This window comes from Pseudoalteromonas maris, from assembly GCF_049257235.1.
Classification (GTDB): domain Bacteria; phylum Pseudomonadota; class Gammaproteobacteria; order Enterobacterales; family Alteromonadaceae; genus Pseudoalteromonas.
This window is the reverse complement of the sequence record NZ_JBMMUF010000010.1, coordinates 62,489-81,827: the sequence shown is the minus strand read 5'-3', so window position 1 is coordinate 81,827 and position 19,339 is coordinate 62,489. Positions and strand designations below refer to the sequence as shown.

Sequence of the window (19,339 nt, the reverse complement as noted above, 5' to 3'; positions counted from 1 at the left end):
TTTTTGATTTCGATTAATATCGAGCGATTACTTATCCTGAGAAAGACTGTAAACGTACGCAGTCAGAAGGTGAACTTTGTCTTCACCTAGAATGTCTTTCCATGCTGGCATCACACCTGCACGGCCGTTACGTAACGTTTCTTCAACAGAGCGAGCAGAGCCGCCGCCGTATAGCCATACGTTGTCAGTTAAGTTAGGAGCACCAAATGGTAGGTTGTGAGCCAGTGAACCTTTACCATCAGCACCGTGACACGCAGCACACATTGCGAATTTCGCTTTACCTGCTTCTGCGTCACGTTGGTTAACTGTACGACCTGACAAGCTCAGCACGTACGCTGTCATTTCTTTGATACCTTGGTCGCCAAGTGCAGCTTCCCAGCTAGGCATCGCTGCGATGCGGCCTTGTAGTAAGGTCTCTTTGATCTTGTCTGGTGTGCCACCATATAACCAATCTTTGTCAGTTAGGTTAGGGAAGCCGTCACCACCGCGCGCATCAGAGCCGTGACACTGTGCACAGTTTTGTAAGAATAGGCGCTGACCAATCTCTAGAGCTTGCTCATCAGAGGCTAGGTCTAGCACGTCACGCTTTGCGAACGACTCAAAAATTGGGCCGAATCTTTCTTCTGCTGCACGGTATTCGCCGTCTAACTGGATGCGGTAACCGTTAGCGTGCATCTCTTCAACAGCCTTTTTAGACTCTTCAATCGATGTAACACCTTGGTTAGAGCTCTTCCACTTCAAGAAACCCTCAAAGTTACCCAGACCAGGGTACATTGCTAGGTAGTATACTGCCCAAACGAAGGTCGCTAGGAACATGTATGTCCACCACTTTGGCAATGGGTTGTTTACTTCTTCAATGCCATCAAATTCATGGCCGCAGCTCTCGCCTTCTTCAACACCTACGTAGTTCTTCAAGTTCCAAATAAGTAGGCCGAAGATAAGAACGAGACAGGCCAAAGTTAAGACGATGACCCAAATACTCCAAAAGCTAGTCATTTCTCAGACTCCTTTTCCTCATTAGTGATTGTGCTTTGGTGTTTATTTTCGTCTTCAAACACTGCGTTAGCGGCGTCGTCAAAACGTTTTTTGCTTCGTTTGCTAAACGCCCAAATCACAATCACGATAAAAAGTACCATTATTACCAGAGTTAAAATGCCTCTGAATGTGCCGTAATCCATAATAATTACTTCAAGTGTGTACCAAGTTGCTGCAAGTAAGCGATAAGCGCTTCCATTTCAGTCTTGCCTTTAACCGACTCTTGGGCACCTTGGATTTGCTCATCCGTGTAAGGTACGCCGAAGTCGCGGAAGACTTCCATTTTCTTAGCAGTTAACTCGCCATCAAGTACGTTTTCATCCAACCAAGGAAAAGCTGGCATGTTTGACTCTGGAACCACTGCACGTGGATCCATTAAGTGCGCGTAGTGCCAATCGTCAGAATAACGTTCACCAACACGAGCCAAATCTGGACCGGTACGCTTAGAGCCCCACTGGAATGGGTGGTCCCAAACGCTTTCACCCGCTACTGAGTAGTGACCATAACGCTCAACTTCGTCGCGGAAAGGACGGATCATTTGTGAGTGACAGTTGTAACAACCTTCACGCACATAGATGTCGCGGCCTTCAAGCTCTAGCGCTGTAAGAGGGCGTAAGCCGTCTACAGGCTCAGTGGTGTCTTTTTGGAACATCAACGGTGTGATTTCCACAAGTGCACCGAAGCTAATAGCGAACACTGTTAGGATAGCCATTAGGCCAACGTTCTTTTCAACAATTTCGTGTTTGTTGTTAGAGTTTTTGTTGCTCATTACCTTACCCCTTAAGCTACTTGTGCTTGCGTATCGTCTGCAATTGAGCCTTTTTTAGCTGCAATTGTACGGTAGCTGTTGTAAGCCATCACAAGCATACCTGCCACGATGAATACACCGCCTAGGAAACGCATGATGTAGAACGGGTAAGAGGCTTCAAGAGATTGTACGAAGCTGTACATCAATGTGCCGTCTTCGTTTACTGCACGCCACATAAGACCTTGCATTACACCTGAAATCCACATTGCTACGATGTATAGAACAACACCAACAGTGTGTAGCCAGAAGTGCGTGTTAACGAGTTTCACACTGTACATACGGCTGTGGCCGAACAATGCAGGGATCAGGTGATATGTTGCACCGATTGAAATCATTGCAACCCAACCTAGGGCACCTGAGTGTACGTGACCTACAGTCCAGTCAGTGTAGTGAGAAAGTGCGTTTACTGACTTAATTGCCATCATCGGACCTTCAAACGTAGACATACCGTAGAAAGACAGTGAAACAACAAGGAAACGTAGTACAGGATCCGTACGTAGTTTATGCCATGCGCCAGAAAGCGTCATGATACCGTTGATCATACCACCCCAAGAAGGAACGAATAGAATCACTGACATCACCATACCTAGCGACTGAGTCCAGTCAGGTAGGGCAGTATAGTGTAGGTGGTGTGGACCAGCCCAGATGTATAGAGATACAAGTGCCCAGAAGTGAACAACCGATAGACGGTATGAATAAACAGGGCGACCTGCTTGCTTAGGTACGAAGTAGTACATCATACCAAGGAAACCAGCAGTCAGTAGGAAACCTACCGCGTTGTGGCCGTACCACCACTGTACCATCGCATCAACTGCACCAGCATAGATTGAGTATGACTTAGTCATAGACACAGGTACTGCCATGCTGTTTACGATGTGTAAGATAGCAACGGTAATAATGAAGCCTGCGTAGAACCAGTTGGCTACGTAGATATGTGACACTTTACGCTTGATCAGTGTGCCAAAGAAGACAACAGCGTAAGAAACCCATACGACGGCGATTAAGATATCGATTGGCCACTCAAGCTCTGCATATTCTTTAGAGGTAGTGATACCCATAGGCAGAGTGATAGCTGCTAATACGATAACAAGTTGCCAGCCCCAGAAGGTGAATGCTGCAAGTTTGTCGGAGAAAAGGCGCGTTTGGCAGGTGCGCTGTACAACATAGTAAGATGTTGCAAATAGGGCACTAGTACCGAATGCGAAGATAACTGCGTTCGTGTGTAACGGACGTAGTCGAGAGTAAGTTAGCCATGGGGTGTCGAAGTTTAATGCTGGCCAGGCTAGCTGGGCAGCAATAAGTACACCAACACTCATGCCAACGATGCCCCAAATCACTGTCATAATAGCGAATTGGCGAACAACTTTATAGTTGTACTCAGTTTGTGATGCTACTGTTTGGCTCATTGTCAGGTTTCCGCTGCATTATTTATGCGATTAGAAATGAAATACCTATTCTCTCGAATAGGGCCTACGAATGGTGTACAAGCCGGCTACCTAAAACTCTCATTAAGCTAAGCGTTTCAGAAAGCAAACTCGGTACACTCTTATTATTTGCGGTCGAAATGATAAATTTTTTGATCTTAAAAAGATAGCGTAAATGGCTAAAATAATGACTTCAATCAAATAATCACCCGAAGTTGTGGATTTTTTAACTAATGCCTAGCCAGCTATCTTGTCATCCGATAAAATCGGCAGTAACTAAACGCTCAATAATCAATCATGTGGCCCACTCAACCTACATCCGTAGTCATTAATTTCATCGCATGTTTAACATTGGTTTTTATGCTAAGTGGTTGTGACGACGCAGCCATGAGTATAGACGATAATGAGCGTACGTCTGAATGTTGTACATTCCACCCGCACACTACTGAAATCGGCACCTTTGCTATTAGCGAAGACTCCGTGTCACCAGAGACACCATTTGAGGTGTCACTGACTCTAAATAAACAGGGCGCTGTAAAAAGCGCAGCCATGACAGGGGTGACAATGTATATGGGCACCATTCCAGTTCAGTTTACTCAAGTCGATACGCACAAATGGGTAGCAAGGATCATGGTAGGTAGCTGCTCAGAGCCTCGCATGGTGTGGCATCTCAACGTCGATATTCAGTACCAAGGGCAAGCGCGCTCTGTTTTTTATCCCATTACCGTCTCTCAATTTTAACGAGCATAAGGGTTCAGCCACTTTATTACCGTCATTTGATGCTTAGACCTGTAATAATTACGTACAGCAGGGCGCTGTTATCGTCTGTAAGAGTTTAGTTTTGTTCTTATCCTCATCGATGTTGCACATCCGACCATATATAAGCTGATCGTTAAGCTATTAATTTCCATCCCTTATTTTAAACGTATGAATAACCGCTTGTGTACAAGTTGTAAATATTCGTCCGAGTAGTTGTAATCATGGATGATTACATTTGATTACAAAGATCGACACTTCAGTTTCAAGTATCAAATTTACGATAACTTAGAAATGCTAAAAGCCTTAAAAACAACACGGCTTAGCGGATACATTTATTACATTTCTTTACATGCGCCATCACAAAAATTTGAGTTTCATTGGTTTGGTTGTATGGTGTTCGTTCATTCAGTTATTGTTCAGTTAAATCCGCCTAAGTTGCTGCCCGCTATGCAGGAGATTCATATAAAAATGAACTGCATACCTACCTAAATTAGGTAAAACTTCAACAAGTAGGGTTTATTATGAAAAAGACACAACTAGGGCTAGCTGTATTAGCAGCACTGCCTATGTTCTCAAGTGTTCAAGCAATCGCAGCAGATTCTTCAGCTGAAGCGATTGAGAAAATTCAAGTAACGGGTTCTCGCATTAAGCGTTCAGATATGGAAACCGCTAGCCCAGTTACACTTATCGGTGCAGACGACATCAAAGCGATGGGCGCAACAAGCATCGATAGCGTTCTTCAAAAAATGACCGCTACTGGCGGTGCGATGACCAACCCAGGCATCAACAACGGTTCAGGCGGTAACGCACGTATCGACCTTCGTGGTCTTGGTGCTCAGCGTACGCTTGTTCTTGTGAACGGTCGTCGTATGATCAACTCAGGCACAGGTGCTGCTGCAACTGTTGACCTTAACACTATCCCTGTTTCTATGATCAAGCAGGTAGAAGTACTTAAAGACGGCGCATCTGCAGTATACGGTACTGACGCTGTTGCTGGTGTTGTGAACATCATCCTTAAAGATGATTTCGAAGGTCTAGACATGAACGTTAACACGGCTATGTCTGGCGAAGGTGATGCTGAAGAGAGCTCATTCGATATCACATTAGGTGGTTCTTTTGACCGCGGTAACGTAGTAATCGGTCTTCAGTACACTGACCGTGGCGACGCATCACAAGCTGATCGTGCATTTTCTAAATGCCCACTAGCAGAAGGTGCAAACGGTCTTTACTGTGCAGGTTCTGTATACTCTGCAGGCGGCCACATCTGGAATGACAATACAGGTACTGTGCTTGTAGACGGCGAAGAGTCGACAACAGGTCTAGCTGTAGATTCTGGCATTTCAGGTCGTGGTGGCGAGTACCACCCGTTCACTAACGCTGACCGTTACAACTACTCAGCGACAAGTTACCTGTACACGCCGATGGAGCGTCTGAACCTAACAGGTGTTGCGAACTTCGAGTTAAACGACGACACAATGTTGTTCTCTGAATTCACTTACACTAAGCGTTGGTCAGAGCAACAAATGGCACCACAACCAGTATGGTTTGGTTTCACTTATGCTGAAGGTATGGACGAGTCTCTACTTAGCCAAACTTATGAGCGCGGTGTAGACATCGATGGCGACGGTTACTATGACCTAGACGCTGACGGTGATTTCGTGCAAACAGAAGTTGTTAACTACCAATACGGCGACGACATCTTCTACGGTCGTCGTATGACAGACACAGGTACGCGTAACTTCTCACAAACTGTAGATACAGTGCGTGCAGTTATCGGTGCTGAAGGTATCATCGGTGATTACGCATGGGACTTCTCTGCAAACTTTGGTCGTAACGACTCAGTAGACCGCCTTGAGAACCTACACAACATGGGTTCAATCCAAGACGCTATTACAGCGGGTACATTCGACCCAATCGCACAAAGCTCTTGGCAGTACGATAACATGCAAGAGTTCCTATACACTGAGCAAAACTCAGGTGGTAGCCAGTTATTCCTAATCGCGGCGTCACTTTCAGGTGAAATGTTCGAAATGCCAGCAGGTTATGCAGCATTCGCAGCAGGTATCGAGCGTCGTCAAGAAAAAGCATGGTACATCCCTGATTCACTGACTGCTCAGGGTCTTGCTAACGATCCTAAAGTTGAGCCAACGTCAGGTGGCTTCGATGTAAACGAAGCATACGTTGAATTTGCATTGCCACTAATCGCGGATGCACCATTTGCAGAAATGGTAGATTTAAGCGCTGCTATTCGTGCGTTTGACTACAGCACATTCGGTTCAGACGAAACGTGGAAGCTAGGTCTTACTTGGAAAGTAAACAGCGAGCTGATGATGCGTAGCGTAGTATCAACTGCGTTCCGTGCGCCAACTGTTGATGAGCTTTACTCAGGTAACTCACCTTCATTCGAACAAGTTACTTTCCCTGGTGCACAAGACCAAGCAGAAGTAACTGTAGGTGGTAACCAGCTTCTAACTCCTGAGCAAGCTGATACGTTCACTGCTGGTATCGTATATGAGCCACAATGGTTCGAAGGCTTCAGCATGACTGTTGACTACTACGATATCGAAATTGAAAATGCTATTGCGTCTGTAAACGAGCAATACATTGTTGATCAGTGTCTTGCTACTTCTGCAAACGCGAACACCGTTTTGTGTCAATCAGCTAACATCAGCATGGACACAACAGGTCGTATCAAGTTCAACAACCAACTACAAAACATTGGTGCTGAGAAGACTTCAGGTGTAGACATCAACCTAGTTTACACATTTGAAGCAGCTGACCTTAACTGGAAAGCGGCTCTTGATACAACTTACCTAGACGAGTACGTAGTAACTGTACTTGACGATACAACTGATTACGCAGGCCTTATTACTGCAGGTATCGGTGGTTATGCTGACATTAAGTCAAACTTCACGCTAAGTGTTGCTGGCGATAGCTGGGATGCGCAGTACAAGGCGCGCTACATCGCAGGTATGGATAGCTACAACTGTATCGGTAAAACAAGCTGCCTTGCTCCTACAACGCCAAGCGTTGTGTACCATGACCTAAGCGGCTCTTACATCGTTAGCGATGCAGTAACGCTTTCTGGTGGTGTGAACAACTTGTTTGACAAGCAGCCTCCATACTACACAGGTAACAATGACTCTAACACTGACCCGTACACGTACGATGTACTAGGTCGTCGCTTCTTCGCGACTGTAAATGTTAAGTTCTAATCATTGTTTGCTTTAGCACATTGAGTAAAAAGCCTACCACTATGTGGTAGGCTTTTTTTTTATTCTAAAATTTAGGTTATACTTAATTTATCAATAAAATAAGGGACTTGCTGCTTGCACGATACCGCCTCGCTCAAACTAGACGAAGGTCTGCGCTTACTCATAAGCCAGTCTTTGTTACCCAAATCCAAGACCCGCACCGAATTGTATTTTTGTATCCCTAATGAGATGGGGATCAATCCCAATACCCTCACTGAAGAGCATTTTTACTATAACCACATTCGCAGCCGTTTAGCGTATAACGCCAGTGGCATCCATTTACCCTTAGTGCGCAGTCGTTATGTGAGCAAGGTGAGGGGGGATGAGCAAGAATATCGCCAGAATCTGAACTTGTATTGTTACCAAGTGCGTTTAGCGATGGAAACTGATCTAGCTGAAGTGGTGTTAATTGATGATGAGGCGCAATTTTACGAGCGGGCGTTAGCCCTCAAAGACGAAGCGAAACGTTTACTCAAGCGTTTGCGACGCTACCAGCCAAAAGACAATAAGTTGATGTCTTTTTACGCCAACGCAGACAACTTCCTGAGTTGGCATATTGAGCAAGGGATCCTAAAGCTGTTAGACAGCATGACAAAGTCTTCCGCGTACACAGAGCAACGCAGCGAGCTGTTGCAATTTTGCCAAGAAGAGAGCGAACACCGTAACAATGAAAACTACAATGCGACAACAACGTTAGATGACCCTAATCGCCTATCTAACAAGATGTTATTGCTGCAAAGGCTCATTGAATATGGGGTCGTGTTAAAGCGCGAAACGACGCATTTGAACACGGTGCTAAAGCGCATGGTTAAAGGCCTTGTTACCGCCGCTATCATGTCAGTGGTTATGGTTATTGTTCTCAATGCCCGCACTAATTTCACCCAGATCACCGTGAGTCTAGTGACCATGCTTGCCGTGATTTATGGGTTACGGGAAATATTCAAAGAGGATGTGACACACTTTGTCTGGCGGCGCATTATCCGAGGGCGGGCTAAATGGTTACATTCCTACTTAAACACCACTACGCAAAAACGCATAGTGAAAGAAAAAGTGTGGTTAGAATACATCAATGTAAAAGACATTCCCGAAGATGTTGATGCAATATTTTCGAAGCGTCGACAACAAAATAAGCAGGCGGCGCATTGGTTGCATCTAAAATTTGATTCGGATGTGCTGGTTGATGGTTTCCTGCCTGGATATGACGCACTGAACCATACCATGAGTATCAGCTTTGCTCCTATGGTGCGGTATTTGAAAAAAGGTGCAGGGAAGCTCTACGAGTTTACAGGCAAGAATATACGTAAGCACAGTGTCGAGCGTCGTTATCAAGTGAATCTGGTTTTGGTATCGATTAAAAACAGCTCAGAGCGCCATTTACAACGTTACAAAGTTACGGTCAATCGTTCTAAAATCGTCGCGCTTGAAGCGATTGAAGATAAGTAAGCAGTGCTAGGGCTATCCAGCACTGCTAGTGCGGGTCTTAAAGGCCTTTTTCAGAGAACAGAGTAACCTTGTCTGATACCAAGGTTACTTGAATGTTCTTGCTGTCAGAGCCCCACACACAGTTAGTGTGCAGTGTTTTTTCTTCACATGCTGATGGGCTACCAAGCAATGCTTCTACCTCAGCGCGGTCCATGCCTACTTTGATTTGTTCATAGTTTTCAAGCGTTACTTTTGAACATGCAGTCAGTGTTAGCGCAGCTGCCATAGCAATAAAAAGTGATTTTTTCATCGTTGTTTTCCTTGTCACGTGTTAGTGATTAAAGCGTCTAATTTGCACCAACATACCAATATGCGGGTGGTCGAAGTAATGGATCTCACCTGAAATTACGCGTCGAAATTGTGAAAATTCAGCGCTGACGTCTGTGTCTGTATCAACAGACTCTCGTACCAATAAATTCGAAGTGATGTACAAATAATGATTTAGATGAACTTTTAAAAAGCCATCTAATTGCCACAGTGGCACGGCGGCATCAGCATGCGCAGTGCTTGGTAGAGGCAGGGCGCCCGCCAATGGCGTATTAACATTCTGCGGTTTAATAACAACCGCATCGCCTGCAAACAAGCGATAGCGGGGTGCCTTACGTTTTGATTGGCCAGGGAAGCGCCAACCTGTATGGAGAATCGTGTGGCGGCCTTGGCGTTTTAACTCAGCAATTTTGTCGCTAAATTGCAGTTGGCTTGTGGCCAACAGGTATGGTGCGTCGGTGTGTTCAAATTCTGGTAAGCGCAGTACAGTTGGTAGCTGCTGTTGACCACCGAAGTCTGCTTGGCTGTAATCACATATGGCTGAATGTGGCTGTTCCTGCGCAAAAAAATCAACTGTAGGGGTTGGTGTAACAGGGGGGGATATTTTACCCTCCAAGCACAGTTGCGACAGTGTTCGCTGGTAGGCACTCGTGAGTAAATCTTGATCGAATGCGTATTTGCTTACGTCAATGTCTTCATTGCGCAGTGTTTCTGTAATTTGGCCATTTGGCTGGGTGAAAATCATCACCTCAATTTCAAACCAGCGTCCATCTTGGGCATAACTTGCAGTGCTTAGCACTGACGCCAACAAAACAGCTATTATTCTTGTCATTAACTTCAACTTCCTACCTTGTTTTCGAACTCAGCAATCATGGCTGTAATGAGTTTTAGGCGTTCTTTGTTGTTAGCCTCACTGATCATAAAGCGTAACCGATTCGCGCCTTCCATTCTATAGTGTTTTGAGTCTGCTTGAATTAATCCAATGATAAACGTAGGGCTCACCTTGGTATGTTCACTAAATTCAAAGTAACCACCTTTTGGATTTGCTTCGATTTTAGTGATCTCTAATGAACCGGCTCTGATTTTCAGCTGCTGCAGTGCAAATAAATTTTTTGTCGCGTCAGGTAGTAAACCAAATCGGTCAATTAACTCCACTTGCAGCTCATCAAGCGTGTCAAAATCATTGGCACTGGCAATACGCTTGTACAAGCCTAAGCGCAGGTTTACATCACCGATATAATCGTTAGGCAATAGCGCTGGGAGTTTCAAGTCTACTTCGGTGTGTGACTTTATCAGCTTATCAAGGGTTGGCTCTTGGCCATTTTTTAACGCATCAACCGCTTGTTCTAGCATGTCCATATACATACTAAAACCGATTGTTTGAATTTGCCCGCTTTGCTCATCCCCGAGTAACTCGCCCGCGCCACGAATTTCTAAGTCATGGGTTGCAAGGTTAAAGCCCGCGCCTAAATCTTCTAAAGACTCAATCGCTTCAAGACGTTTTAGCGCGTCTTTGGACATCGCTTTTGGTGGTGGAGTTAACAAATAGGCATAGGCTTGGTGATGACTGCGGCCAACGCGGCCACGTAATTGGTGCAACTGCGCCAGTCCTAATCTATCAGCTCTGTCCATAATGATGGTGTTAGCACTGGGGATATCGATTCCGGTTTCAATGATGGTCGTACACACCAACACGTTAAAGCGTTGATGGTAAAAGTCGCTCATCAGGCTTTCGAGTTCTCGTTCACGCATTTGTCCGTGGGCAACGGCCACCGTTGCTTCTGGCACAATGGTGCGGATCTCTTCGGCAGTACGCTCGATGGTTTCAACGTTATTGTGCAAGAAATAAACCTGACCACCGCGCTTAATTTCACGCAGCACTGCTTCACGGATCATGTCGTCATCACGTTGACGTACAAAGGTTTTAACCGCTAATCGCTTAGCCGGAGGGGTAGCAATAATGGATAAATCGCGCATACCACTCATCGCCATATTCAACGTGCGCGGAATAGGTGTTGCTGTGAGAGTCAAAATATCTACATCGGCACGCAGTGCTTTTATCTTTTCTTTTTGGCGCACGCCAAAGCGGTGCTCTTCATCAACAACTAACAAGCCTAAATCAGCAAACTCGATATTCTCTTGTAGCAACTTATGGGTGCCAATAACGATATCAACTTTACCTTCTTTAATTTGCGCGAGGGTGTGGTTTTGCTCTTTTGTTGACTTAAATCGCGATAACACATCAACTGTCACTGGGAAATCAGCAAAACGGTCGCGGAAATTCTCGAAGTGCTGTTGCGCCAAAAGGGTGGTTGGTACAAGCACCGCTACCTGTTTACCGTCTGCTACGGCAATATATGCTGCGCGCATTGCCACTTCCGTTTTCCCAAAGCCAACGTCACCACACACTAAACGGTCCATGGCGTTTTTGCTTTGCATATCGTGAAGCACCGCGTTGATGGCGTTTTGTTGATCGTCTGTTTCTTCGAATACGAAGTGATCGCTAAACTGACGATAACCGGCTTCATCGAGTGCGAATTTATACCCCGGTTTCGCTTGGCGCTTAGCATAAATATCGAGCAATTCAGCAGCGACATCGCGCACCTTTTCAGCCGCACGTTTTTTGGCTTTCTCCCATGCATCTGAGCCAAGCTTGTGCAACGGGGCACTGGCTTCTTCACCGCCAGAGTAGCGACTAAGCATATGCAACGCGGCGACAGGAACATAGAGTTTGGCATCATTGGCATACATGATGGTCACAAATTCAGTGGCAATACCCGCAGCGTCCAGTGTTTCCAAACCAATGTAACGACCCACACCATGATCAAGGTGGACAATAGGCTGGCCTTCTTTGAGTTCTGCCAAATTGCGAATGAGGGCATCGCTGCTGGCTTGGTGTTTATGCTTTCTGCGCCTGCGTTGTGATACCCGAATACCAAGTAGTTCTTGCTCGGTAATGAGGCTCACTCTGCCATTGTGAGTAAGCACCACACTTTGCTCAAAGGGCGCTACGATGAGGGCAATATCGGCATCGCCTTCAAGCGCATGAGCCAACGAATCAAATAAGGTAATTTTCAAGCCACTTGGCTTAAGCAAGGTTAATAAAGCTTCACGACGACCATCAGACTCAACGCTTAACACAATGCGATTGTGTTGCTGTTTTTGTTCCAGCGCATAGGCGAGAAACTTATCAAAAGGAGGTTGCTTGGCATGATCAATGCGCACGTCAGGGAGCGGCTCGCAGCCTAGGTTGTGATGCCCCGCTTTTAACGGCAAGGTTGCTTGTGATAGTTCAATGCGAGGATAGTCTTTAAAACAACTATTGAGCTCTTCGATTGGTAAATATAACTTACTGGGTTCAAGTAACGGGCGCAGGGGATCTACTTTACGATTTTCATAGCGAGCATGAACGTCGTCCAAAAAGCGCTGTGCACCGTGTTGTATATCGCCCATGTGCATGATCACTGCGTTTTGTGGCAAGTAATCAAACAGTGTGTCTAGGCCATCAAAAAACAGTGGTAAATAGTACTCGATACCCGGCGGTAAGGAGCCTTTGCTGACCTGCATATATACAGAATCTTTTTCGCTTGAGGCACCAAATGCTTCTCGGTATTGAATACGAAATCGCTCTATGTCTGAGTCTGTGGTACCGAACTCATGCGCAGGTAGTAAATTAATCGATGTGATTTGTTCGCTTGAACGCTGAGTGTCAACGTCAAACAGGCTCATGCCCTCGATTTCATCGTCAAATAAATCAAATCGTACGGGCGCATTTTGCCCCATCGCAAACAGGTCGACAACAGAGCCACGCACTGCGTATTCACCATGCGCCATGACTTGTTGAGTGTGAATATATCCTGCGTCTGACAACTGTTTGCGCAGTTTATCTATATTGAGCGTATCACCGACTTTGTAAACAATGGCATTGCCATAAATAAACTGTTTGGGAGCGGCGCGTAACATCAAGGTAGATACAGGCACGATAAGCACACCATGGCTGGCGTCTTTTAAACGACTAAGCGTACTTAAGCGTGTCGATATAATGTCTTGGTGCGGCGAAAAATGATCGTAAGGAAGTGTTTCCCAGTCAGGAAACACCATCACATTATCGCGTGGCAGTAGCGCATGAAGTTCATGTTCTAACTTGAGAGCGCTTGGGGTGTCTGGCGTAACCAACACAACGAGTTGCTGATGTTGGTTCACTGCCTCGCCAACAGCGAGTGTTAAAGCACTGCCGCTAAGTTGACCCCATTTGATTTTATCTTGTTGCGTTTTTACCCAAGGCAATTCAAGGAACTGCGCTAACTGCATGGAAATCTCCGTTTTAGTCGCGATAGAGTTTAGTGAGGTCACCGTAGTGATCGATACGGCGGTCTCTTAGGTAAGGCCAAATTCGGCGTACACTTTCACCGCGAGCAAGATCAAGTGTGGCGCTCAATACTTGTGCTTGATCGTTACTTGCAGTGGCAAGGAACTCACCCTGAGGACCTGCGATAAACGAATGCCCCCAAAATTCGATACCGGCACTGTGACCTGTCGGATCGGCTTCAAAACCGGTGCGGTTGGCACTGATAACATAAACCCCATTAGCTACGGCGTGCGCGCGCTGAGAGATCACCCATGCATCTTGTTGACGTGCTTGTTCCTCGGCATCATCGTTAGGATCCCAACCGATCGCTGTTGGATAAATTAATATTTCAGCACCTTTGGTTGCCATCAAGCGCGCTGCTTCAGGGAACCATTGGTCCCAGCACACCAATACACCCAATGTACCAACAGATGTTTTAATAGGCTCGAAACCGAGATCGCCCGGAGTAAAGTAAAACTTTTCGTAGAAACCAGGGTCATCTGGGATGTGCATCTTGCGGTATTTTCCAGCAATCGTACCATCACTTTCTAGTACTACAGCGGTGTTGTGATAGAGCCCAGCTGCACGACGCTCGAATAATGATGCCACGATCACAATATTCAGTTCTTTGGCAAGGGCACCAAGGGTGTCCGTGCTTGGGCCTGGAATCGTCTCTGCTAAATCAAACTGATTAACATCTTCACTTTGGCAAAAGTACAAACCTGTGTGTAGTTCTTGAAGCACAACTAATTTGGCCCCATTAGCGGCCGCTTCACGAATACCTTCTATGGAATTGTTAAGGTTAAACTCTCTGTCATCAGTGTTTTTCTGTTGCACAAGAGCAACAGCCAGTGTGTTGTTAACAGCAGTCATTATTTGTTCTCCAAAAAACCATATGGGAGCTGCATAGTGACACAATGCAGGCTGCCAAATTGTTCAATCAGTGCGCGGCAATCTACGCCAATAATATCGCGATCAGGATAGGCTTTGCCTATTTGACTCAGCGCGACCTCGTCGTGAGGGTCATTGTAGGTTGGCACTAAAACTGCGTTGTTGATAATAAGGTAATTGGCGTAGGTAGCTGGAAGGCGCTCGCCGTCTTCATTAAACGCGGCTTTTGGCCATGGCAGCGCGATGAGCTCGTACGCTTCGCCTTGAAGGCCACGCAGTGCTACAAGCTCGTCTGCCATTTTGCCAAGTTCTTGATAGTGCTCATCTTGTGGATCATCACAGCGGACATAAACAAGGGTGTTATTTGGCGCAAAACGCACCAGAGTGTCTATGTGCGAGTCTGTATCATCGCCAGCAAGGTAACCATGATTGAGCCACAGGATATGCTCAGCACCAAGTAGTGATTTGAGACTGTTGTCGATTTGCTCACTGGTCATTTGCGCATTACGGTTTTTGTTGTGTACACACGCGCGTGTGCTCAACAGCACACCATGTTCATTGATTTCAATTGCGCCGCCTTCAAGGATGAAGTTTGATTGCTCAGTGGTCGCGTTTTTATTCAATGCTTGAGTGAATACGTGTGCATTGATGGCGTTGTCTTTGTCAGCTTCGTACTTACCACCCCAGGCAGTAAATTGACAATCGAGCACTTTGAGTTGCTTGCCGTCGCTTAAAGTAAGAGGGCCGTGATCGCGTGCCCATGTGTCATTGCACGGTGCATCAACAAAAATAACATGGTCCATGTTCACCCCGTGCTCGGGAAGCTGGTTTTTAACCGACTCTTTTAGTTCACTGTTGTCCATCACAAGCAGCAACTTTTGGCGTTGGCTAATATGCTTACTTAGTTCGAAATAGACATGCTCAACAGCAGATAAATTAGGCGCCCAATCGGTGTTTTCATGAGGCCACGTCAGCATTACGGCATCTTGACGATGCCACTCAGGAAGTAATCTAAAAGTCATTGCAATCAATCACAGAAAAACAAGCCGCTAGTTTAGCATTAATGGCCTAATTGTCAGCTAAATAAGGTGCTTAAATGTGCTCAAGATAGGAAATTGTGATCAGTATAGGTTGCTCGTTTTAACGCGAGCAAACCGTTAGTCTTGCTCTTCGTCCTGTTGTTCAGAATCTTGTTTCTCTTCATGGCGCTTTTTGAGTTGACGCGTTTGCGCGTGCAAGCTGGCTCGCACCAATAATTCTTGGTCTTGTTCTCGGATGGTGCAAAACAGCAACTTGTGCTCAAAACCATCCTTGCACTGGGACACTTCAATCACCTCACCATAGCAATAGATAGCTGCAGCTTCATGGTCTAAAAACAACTTGCAGCGGGCAAATTGGCCTTGATCCAAAGCGGTGTCTCTAACTACCACAAACCCAGAGCCGCCATAGCTTTTTGCTTTTTCAGTGGGCTTTTCGGTGTTTTGTTGCATCAGTATGTGGCTGAGAATGAGATCTATTTTGCGCGATTGTAGCTGCAAATAATGAGCAAGCTCATTAGCAGTTTCACCAAGTAATCGTAATGGGCGAAGGGCGCTTTGCTCTAGTGTATTGACTTCATTAGCAAGCTTAAACAAAGGCGGAATATCGCGCTCTAATAGTGCGACTGTACCGGGAACTTCATCTTCGCGAACAGGTTCTACGACGATACTAACGGGTTCTTGAATTTGAAAAAACTCGGCGAATAACTCGCCCTTAGTGCGTGCCATACATATCTCTTAAGCTGCTGATTTTTCAATACTAGCTGTCATTAGCTAAATTTAAAAGGGGTGGGGACTGTGCACAACACAAAAGAGGCGCAAAATGCGCCCCTTTTGAACTACTTAGTCTACGTTGAGCGTTACACAATGCCTTCTGGGCAATCAACGTTTTCTTTTTTGTGATGCTCTGCAATTTCATCGGCTAACTCTTTGCGCGAACGCTTCTCGCCTAAACGGCGTTGTGTTAACCAGAAAAAGAACAGAGGCACAAAGAATACCGCCAAGAAGGTGGCAGCCATCATACCGCCCATCACCCCTGTACCAACACTGTGGCGAGCACCGGCTCCAGCGCCAGAACTAAGCACTAATGGCACGACACCTAGGATAAAGGCCAATGAGGTCATAATGATTGGGCGAAAACGTAGCCTTGCCGCTTCCAATGCCGCAGTAGCAGCGCTCCAACCTTGCTGGTGCTTCATCAGCGCATACTCAACAATCAATATTGCGTTTTTACCAGCGAGTCCCAGAAGGGTCACTAGACCTATTTGGAAATACACATCATTGGTGAGCCCCGCAATCCAAATCGAGATAAGCGCGCCAAAGGTGCCAAACGGCAGTGCTAACATGACTGATAGTGGTAATGACCAGCGCTCATACAAGGCTGCGAGGATCAAGAACACCATAATCACAGCAAGTCCTAATGCTAAGCCTGTAGTACCAGAGCTGCGTTTTTCTTGGAATGCCGATCCCGTCCAGTCGTAAGTCATATCTGCGGGCAGTACTTGTTTTGCAATACGCTCCACTTCAGCAATGGCTTGTCCAGAGCTGTAACCAGGTGCTGCTGAACCTAGCAACTTAACGGCGGGTAAGTTGTTGTAGCGCGACATACTATCTGGGCCACGAGTGAATTCGATAGAGGTAAACGCTGACATGGGTACCATTTCGCCAGTGTTACTTTTTACGTAAATACGGCCAATGTCTTGTGGTTGCATACGATACTGTGCATCTGCCGACATAAGTACCTGCCAAGCACGACCAAACTTATTGAAATCATTCACATAATAAGTTCCAAGTGTGCCAGCTAGGGTATTGAATGCGTCATTGATATTCACACCCATAGCACGCGCCTGTTCACGGTCTATATCGACTTTTAATTGCGGTGCATCTGGACGCCACAGCGTTTGTACACTGCCGATAATTGGGCTCTTTTGTGCTTCGGCCATAAACAGCTGCATGGCTTGTTGCAGTTTTTCTGGCCCACCAGCGCCTTTGTTCTGAATGTAAAACTCAAATCCGCCAGTGGTGCCTAGACCGAAGATAGCAGGGGGGTTGAAGGCAAGAACCAAGGCTTCGTTAATGTGCGCTGTTTTTGCAAATAACTCACCGACAAGTGACTGCGTATCTACCTCACGCTCATCCCAGTGTTTTTGGGTTACAAACAACGTGGCTGCATTGTTTTTAAAGCCGCCGCCAATAAAGTCAAAGCCAGTGAATGCAGCGACCGCTTCGTTCGCAGGGTTTGATTTTACCGCCGCTACCACTTCATCAACAACCTCGGCAGTGCGCTCCAATGACGCGCCATCGGGTAAGAAAATCGCTGAAATATAAAAGCCTTGGTCTTCATCTGGCACCAAAGAGCTTGGTGTTTTTTGCCAAATGCCAACGGTGGCACTGACCATGGCAATCATTAAGACTAATCCTAGAGCGCCGCGGCGAACCATAAAACCTACAGCACCGACATATTTGTTGGTGATCTTTGCGAAGAAGTTGTTAAACCACACAAAGAAGCGTGCAGTTTGCTTGTGCTCTTGTTTTAGGATTAACACACACAAGGCAGGTGTCATCGTCAGTGCAACAACACCTGATAAGCTCACAGCAATAGAGATAGTGATGGCAAATTGGCGGAATAACTCGCCCGTTAGGCCACCTAAAAAGGCAATTGGCACAAATACTGAGCACAATACCAGTACAATAGCGACTACGGGGCCGGATACCTCTTGCATGGCCTTGATAGCCGCATCTCTTGCACTGACATGCTCTTCATGCATGATGCGCTCAACGTTTTCTAGGACAACGATGGCGTCATCAACCACAATCCCGATGGACAACACCATACCAAATAAAGTAAGCGTATTGATTGAGTAGCCAAGCATGTACATGCCCGCGAAGGTGCCTAGTAAGGATACTGGAACAGCAAGTGTTGGAATAAGTGTTGCGCGCCAGTTTTGCAAAAACAGGTAAACAACAAGAAACACCAATACCATGGCTTCGCCAAGGGTGATAAGCACTTCACGAATCGAGACTTTAACAAAACGCGTTGTGTCGTAGGAGACAACATGTTCAAGTCCTGAAGGGAATTGCGGCTTTAGCTCATCAACAACAACAGCAACTTGCTCAGCTACTTCCAAAGCATTGGCACCCGGTTGTAAGAAAATACCCAGAAGCACAGCCTCATTACCATTAAAGCTGCCATCAAAATCATGGTTTTGTGAACCCAGCTCTACGCGCGCAACATCTTTCAAACGTAACGAGCTGCCATCGGCGTTGGCACGGATAATAATATTTTCAAACTCTTGGGGTTCGGACATACGACCACGAGCAGTGACACTGTATACCAGTGATTGCGGTGACATTGTTGTTGGCGATGCGCCAATTTTACCGGCTGCATACTGTGAGTTTTGCTCACGTATGGCATTGGTGATTTCATTAACTGTCACACCCAGTTGGCTCATTACATCGGGACGTAGCCAAATGCGCATCGCATAGTCTTTGGCACCAAAGATTTGTACGTTAGTGGTGCCCGGAATACGCTTGATGCGGTCGAGAATATTCAAGGTGACGTAGTTTGAAGTCCAAAGCGATGAACGGGTGCCATCAGGTGAATAGAAGGCATGAACCTGTAAAAAGCTTGATGAACCTTTTTGTACCACCACACCTTGGCGGCGAGTTTCTTCAGGTAAACGCGCTTCAACCTGTTTCACGCGGTTGTTTACGTTTACCGCAGCTTGATCGGCATCGGTGCCTATTTCAAAGGTTACTTCAATGGTTGTTGCACCTGCACTGCTTGAGGTTGATGACATATACATCATGCCTTCAACACCCGTGATGGCATTTTCTAGTGGCGCAGCCACGGTTTGTTCAAGCACTTCTGCGGAGGCACCTGGGTAAGTAGCAGTTACTTGCACCACTGGCGGCGCAATTTCTGGATATTGAGCAATGGGGAGGGCGCGCATGGCGGCCAGACCTGCAAGCACAATAACTATCGAAATAACGAAGGCGAATATGGGCCTATCTATAAAATAACGCGAAAACAT

14 protein-coding genes are annotated in these 19,339 nt (G+C 46.2%); 3 read left to right on the top strand and 11 right to left on the bottom strand.

The window, feature by feature from the left end; translation table 11 throughout:
* Positions 1-27: 27 nt before the first annotated feature.
* Genes ccoP through ccoN form a run of 4 tightly spaced genes read right to left on the bottom strand, consistent with a single transcriptional unit; the run spans position 28 to position 3,249 of the window.
* A complete protein-coding gene (ccoP, locus tag AAEU32_RS13385; RefSeq protein ID WP_421971040.1) occupies positions 28-996 on the bottom strand; it encodes a cytochrome-c oxidase, cbb3-type subunit III in 969 nt (322 codons plus the stop codon).
* On the bottom strand, positions 993-1,178 hold the full coding sequence (locus AAEU32_RS13380) for a cbb3-type cytochrome oxidase subunit 3 (protein ID WP_421971039.1): 186 nt from the start codon (positions 1,176-1,178) through the stop codon (positions 993-995). Before AAEU32_RS13380 ends, ccoP begins: the two co-directional genes overlap by 4 nt.
* 5 nt (positions 1,179-1,183) lie before the next feature.
* Positions 1,184-1,804: a cytochrome-c oxidase, cbb3-type subunit II gene (ccoO, locus tag AAEU32_RS13375; RefSeq protein ID WP_421971038.1), complete on the bottom strand. Its 621-nt coding sequence runs from the start codon at positions 1,802-1,804 to the stop codon at positions 1,184-1,186.
* A gap of 11 nt (positions 1,805-1,815) precedes the next feature.
* Positions 1,816-3,249, bottom strand: coding sequence for a cytochrome-c oxidase, cbb3-type subunit I (ccoN, locus tag AAEU32_RS13370; protein ID WP_421971037.1), 1,434 nt, complete (start codon positions 3,247-3,249; stop codon positions 1,816-1,818).
* A 405-nt stretch (positions 3,250-3,654) separates the two neighbouring features.
* On the opposite strand from ccoN, the gene AAEU32_RS13365 reads away from it, so the two are divergent.
* From AAEU32_RS13365 to AAEU32_RS13355, 3 genes are all read left to right on the top strand, one after another.
* A complete protein-coding gene (locus AAEU32_RS13365) occupies positions 3,655-4,008 on the top strand; it encodes a hypothetical protein (RefSeq protein ID WP_421971036.1) in 354 nt (117 codons plus the stop codon).
* A 539-nt stretch (positions 4,009-4,547) separates the two neighbouring features.
* Complete coding sequence (locus AAEU32_RS13360) at positions 4,548-7,241, top strand: TonB-dependent receptor (protein ID WP_421971035.1); 2,694 nt, start codon at positions 4,548-4,550, stop codon at positions 7,239-7,241.
* A 114-nt stretch (positions 7,242-7,355) separates the two neighbouring features.
* A complete protein-coding gene (locus AAEU32_RS13355) occupies positions 7,356-8,723 on the top strand; it encodes a hypothetical protein (RefSeq protein WP_421971034.1) in 1,368 nt (455 codons plus the stop codon).
* 37 nt (positions 8,724-8,760) lie between these two features.
* Here the strand turns inward: AAEU32_RS13355 and bamE are convergent, their stop codons facing one another.
* The 7 genes from bamE to AAEU32_RS13320 form a co-directional block, all read right to left on the bottom strand.
* Positions 8,761-9,012 (bottom strand): outer membrane protein assembly factor BamE domain-containing protein, encoded by a 252-nt coding sequence (gene bamE, locus AAEU32_RS13350; RefSeq protein ID WP_421971033.1) that lies wholly within the window; start codon positions 9,010-9,012, stop codon positions 8,761-8,763.
* 21 nt (positions 9,013-9,033) lie between these two features.
* On the bottom strand, positions 9,034-9,861 hold the full coding sequence (locus AAEU32_RS13345; protein ID WP_421971032.1) for a CsiV family protein: 828 nt from the start codon (positions 9,859-9,861) through the stop codon (positions 9,034-9,036).
* Between the two features lie 5 nt (positions 9,862-9,866).
* The gene (mfd, locus tag AAEU32_RS13340; protein ID WP_421971031.1) at positions 9,867-13,340 is read right to left on the bottom strand and encodes a transcription-repair coupling factor; all 3,474 of its coding nucleotides are present in this window, start codon (positions 13,338-13,340) and stop codon (positions 9,867-9,869) included.
* A 13-nt stretch (positions 13,341-13,353) separates the two neighbouring features.
* Complete coding sequence (locus AAEU32_RS13335) at positions 13,354-14,250, bottom strand: carbon-nitrogen hydrolase (protein WP_421971030.1); 897 nt, start codon at positions 14,248-14,250, stop codon at positions 13,354-13,356.
* Complete coding sequence (locus tag AAEU32_RS13330; RefSeq protein ID WP_421971029.1) at positions 14,250-15,290, bottom strand: agmatine deiminase family protein; 1,041 nt, start codon at positions 15,288-15,290, stop codon at positions 14,250-14,252. Before AAEU32_RS13330 ends, AAEU32_RS13335 begins: the two co-directional genes overlap by 1 nt.
* 135 nt (positions 15,291-15,425) lie before the next feature.
* Entirely contained in the window at positions 15,426-16,034 is a 609-nt protein-coding gene (locus tag AAEU32_RS13325; RefSeq protein WP_421971028.1) for a PilZ domain-containing protein, read from the bottom strand.
* 131 nt (positions 16,035-16,165) lie between these two features.
* Positions 16,166-19,339 (bottom strand): efflux RND transporter permease subunit, encoded by a 3,174-nt coding sequence (locus tag AAEU32_RS13320; protein ID WP_421971027.1) that lies wholly within the window; start codon positions 19,337-19,339, stop codon positions 16,166-16,168.